The sequence below is a fragment of the Kamptonema animale CS-326 genome (assembly GCF_028330895.1).
GTDB lineage: Bacteria > Cyanobacteriota > Cyanobacteriia > Cyanobacteriales > Microcoleaceae > Kamptonema > Kamptonema formosum.
In genome coordinates this window covers 1-4,132 of record NZ_JAQMUA010000225.1, presented here as the reverse complement: position 1 = coordinate 4,132, position 4,132 = coordinate 1, and the positions used below count along the sequence as shown (strand labels likewise).

At 42.1% G+C, this 4,132-nt stretch carries 3 protein-coding genes and 1 pseudogene; all 4 read left to right on the top strand.

Annotated features, from left to right (window positions below; all coding sequences use genetic code 11):
- On the top strand, window positions 1–1,265 hold a 1,265-nt coding region (locus PN499_RS12940; protein WP_272032349.1), incomplete at its 5' end, for a DDE-type integrase/transposase/recombinase.
- Between the two features lie 2 nt (window positions 1,266–1,267).
- Window positions 1,268–2,434 (top strand): AAA family ATPase, encoded by a 1,167-nt coding sequence (locus PN499_RS12935; protein ID WP_272032348.1) that lies wholly within the window; start codon window positions 1,268–1,270, stop codon window positions 2,432–2,434.
- A 5-nt stretch (window positions 2,435–2,439) separates the two neighbouring features.
- Window positions 2,440–2,655: a TniQ family protein gene (locus PN499_RS12930; RefSeq protein WP_272032347.1), complete on the top strand. Its 216-nt coding sequence runs from the start codon at window positions 2,440–2,442 to the stop codon at window positions 2,653–2,655.
- A gap of 108 nt (window positions 2,656–2,763) precedes the next feature.
- Window positions 2,764–4,056: pseudogene (locus PN499_RS12925) on the top strand (transposase).
- Window positions 4,057–4,132: the final 76 nt, after the last annotated feature.

Here is a 4,132-nt window from a genome sequence, read left to right as displayed (position 1 = left end):
TCGCAGGTGGTGATGCACGGGTTTTGAGTCATTATACCTGTTTTTCTTGCACCCTTAGTACTTTTTTGGTCGGAAAATCCATACACTGTTTACTTTTCTCACTGATTCACCAAGCCCTAGATATAGAAGTTCGGTGTTCAAAAACCGGACTGGTACTGGGTAGACCTTGGGCTACCTTTCTCGTCGATGCCTACAGCCGGAGAATTCTAGCCGTTTATATTACTTTTGACCCGCCTTCTTACCGCAGTTGTATGATGATACTGCGAATTTGCGTAATGCGGCATTCTCGCCTACCGCAAATTATCATCACTGACAACGGCAAAGAGTTTCACAGTATCTACTTTGAAAGCCTATTAGCTTGGTTTGAATGCACACTCAAACATCGACCGCCAGCAGCATCGCGATTTAGTGGAGTTTGCGAACGATTATTTGGCACTGCCAACACCCAGTTTCTCTACAATCTGACAGGGAATACCCAAATCACAAAAAACGTTAGGTTAGTCACCAAATCATTCAATCCCCAAAATTTGGCAGTGTGGACTTTAGGTAGTTTGTACCAGTATTTATGCCAATGGGCTTACTCAGAGTACGATACCACCCCACATCCAGCTTTGGGAGTTTCCCCTCAGTCAGCTTTTACAACGGGGTTAGCAGAATACGGCAATCGTTCCCATCGACAAATTTGTAATGACGAAAACTGGAAACTATTAACCTTACCAAGTACACCCAAAGGGCAAGTCAAAGTTCATCCCAGCCAAGGGGTACAAATCCGAGGTATTCGCTACTGGTCTAATACCTTTAAAGATCCAGAAATTCATCACACCTATGTCAATATCAGATACGACCCATTTGATGCTGGTACTGCCTATGCCTATGTCCGAGGTCAATGGGTTAAATGTATTAGCGAATATTATTCTATCCTGAAAGGGCGTTCAGAAAAAGAGATTTGGTTAGCCACCGCCGAGTTACAAAAACGGCAGCAAAATCATCAAAAGCAATTCTTAGTTAGAGCCAAAAAGTTAGCGGATTTTTTAGCCAGTGCAGAGGCAGAAGAATTTCTACTCTCACAACGGCTGATGGATGCTCAGATGACGGAAGTTTTCCGAGTCATTGAGGGGGGAACTGTGACCACTCAAATTGAGAGCCAATCGCCAGAATCCGAAACTATCTGCCCTGCCAATCAAAACAGTTATTTACCCTTCCAAGCAAGCGCTGCCAATCTCTCGATTAATCCTAACGAACTCCAACTTTTTGACTCTTATTAATCATGTCTTATCCCCAACAATTTCCAGCATCTCTACTAACACAATCTCAAGCCGAGAGATTGGCTTACTTTGACAACTATACGATGGCACATCCCCGCTTAGACGAAGCTGTTAATTTACTTAAATTGCTAGTTAACGAGTCGGGAGAATCGCGGGTGATTTTTATTTACGGGCCGACTGGAGTTGGAAAAACAACCCTGCGACTGATAATTGAAAAATGGTTGATTGAGTCAACGTTACCGGAACTAGAAGCTGACCCAGGTCGCTTACCAGTTGCTAGTGTTGAAGCCGTAGTCCAAAAATCTGGGCTGTTTAACTCCAAAGACCATATTAAACGCTGTTTATTTGCTCTCAATGAACCCTTGATTGACCAGAAAATAGACTATGGTACAAGAGGAATCTATCGGAATAATAACGGCCAAGTTGTCATCGAATCTAAAGTCATTGAAACTGACTTAGGCTGGGCATTAGAACAAGCTTTAAAACACCGAAAGCCCAAGATATTTTTTATTGATGAAGCCCATCATCTACTGATGGTTGCCAGTGGGCGAAAACTAACAGATTTACCAGAAGCAATTAAGTCCTTGGCTAACCGTACTGAGGTAATTCACGGGTTAGTTAGGACTTACGAATTACTCACTCTCCACGATGTCGGCGACCAATTAAGCAGACGTAGTGTTTACGTACATTTTCCTCGATATCGTGCTGATGTCAAAGAAGATAGAGAAATATTCCAAAGCGTAGTTTGGGGGTTCCAATTACATCTGCCATTGCCAGAAGCGCCAGATTTATTATCAAATTGGGATTATTGCTATGAACGGAGTCTAGGATGTGTGGGTATTCTCAAGAATTGGTTGAGAAATGCACTGGCAGATGCGATAGCAGAAGGTGCTGTTACTATTGGGAAAAAACATTTAGAACGACGAGCTTTAGGAGTTGCTCAATGCCGGAATATTCTCAAGAAGATTAAGGAAGGCGAGTACAATCATGCTCTTCTTGAAGCAGAAGTCGAACAACTGCGTGCAGAACTGGGTTTGTCAGTAACACCTGTGGAAAGTAACTTGGAGTCACAGTTATTTCCAGAGTTTCATTCTGCTAATAATTTAATCAGAAAAAGACGCAAACAAGTAGGACAACCCAAGCCCAGACGACACCCTTGTGGGAGTTAAGTAACATGGTACAATCCCAACTTACTCTTTATCAGTCTTGGAATGTGCAAAAACCTGCGATTCCTCCTAGAAGCCGTTTTTATCATTTAGAACCGATCGGTGTGGGTACCCCTTATGTAGAAAGCTTAGCGGGTTACTTAATTCGACTCGCGCAAGAACATTGCGTTAACGTCGGACAATTAATTCTGGCTGAAATTGCTCCCATAATTAGGGCTTGGTGAATCAGTGAGAAAAGTAAACAGTGTATGGATTTTCCGACCAAAAAAGTACTAAGGGTGCAAGAAAAACAGGTATAATGACTCAAAACCCGTGCATCACCACCTGCGAGCGTGTATAGAAAAGCTGAGCTTGCCCCAAGCCCCCCATCCGACTTTGAACTCCCCTTTGAAGGAAGGTTATCACAAGATAACCGTTGGGTGAAAATGGCCCAACTAATCCCTTGGTCAGAATTGGAATCAGAATATGCTGAAAATTTCCCGACCGAAATGGGAGCCCCCGCCAAATCATTTAGGATGGCATTAGGGGCATTAATTATCAAAGAAAAACTCGGAATCAGCGACATAGAAACAGTAGAACAAATCCGAGAAAACCCATACCTACAATACTTTATCGGTCAATCAATCTACAGTAATGAACCCCCATTTGACCCATCACTATTAGTCCACTTTCGGCAACGTATCAGTGCGAATCTAATCAAGAAAGTGAACGAACGAATGGTGGAAAAAATGCGCGAAACCACCCCAAAACCACCCGAAAAAAAAAGGATTCGGACGCAAAAAATGAATCAACCAATCAAGGAAAATTAATCATAGATGCGACTTGTGCCCCAGCAGACATTAGCTATCCCACCGACGTAGGACTATTAAACAAGACCAGAGTTCATACCGAAAAAATCATCGACATTCTCTATAAGTCCCTCAAAGTAAAAATCAATAAAAAACCCAGAACTTACCGGAATAAGGCGAGAAAAGACTACTTAGCAGTAGCCAAACAACGACGACCATTACGAAACAAAAAAATCCAAGCAATACATCCGTCCCATTGTCAGAGGAAAAGCAGGGAAACCTGTGGAGTTTGGAGCAAAACTATCAGCGAGCTGCATTGAAGGATATGTATTTTTAGACCGAATAAGTTGGGATAACTTTAACGAATCAGGAGACTTAAAAGCCCAAGTAGAAGCATTTAAAAATTACACAGGATACTACCCAGAATCAGTCCATGCAGATCGCATTTATCGAAATCGTGAAAACCGAGCTTGGTGTAAAGAAAGAGGAATTAGAATGAGTGGCCCCCCGTTAGGAAGGCCACCAGCAAATGTGAGCAAAGAAACAAAGAAACAAGCTGTTTATGATGAAAGAATTAGAAATGCGATTGAGGGCAAATTTGGACAAGGAAAAAGAAGATTTAGCCTGAATCGAGTGATGGCAAAACTTGATAATACTTCCCAAACAGTTATTGCTATTACTTTTTTAGTAATGAACCTTTCTACCTGGTTAAGACGGGTTTTTTGTGTGTTTTTATATCACCAACCGAAAATCACACCTATTTACGGTTCAATGATTATTAAAAGCTATAACTGGGGAAGCTATAGTCAACAAAAAGTTATGTTTCGCCGAGCTTGAATTGCCCATCAAGTGCGATGCCGGAGGCTGGCTTCGCCTACGCGATTTTTCCTAACTTATTCAGCAAGCCCTATAT

Bases quoted from the DNA above. Each gene is read 5' to 3' on its own strand.
- PN499_RS12935 (WP_272032348.1), top strand. From the start codon at position 1,268: ATGTCTTATCCCCAACAATTTCCAGCATCTCTACTAACACAATCTCAA.
- PN499_RS12930 (WP_272032347.1), top strand. From the start codon at position 2,440: ATGGTACAATCCCAACTTACTCTTTATCAGTCTTGGAATGTGCAAAAA.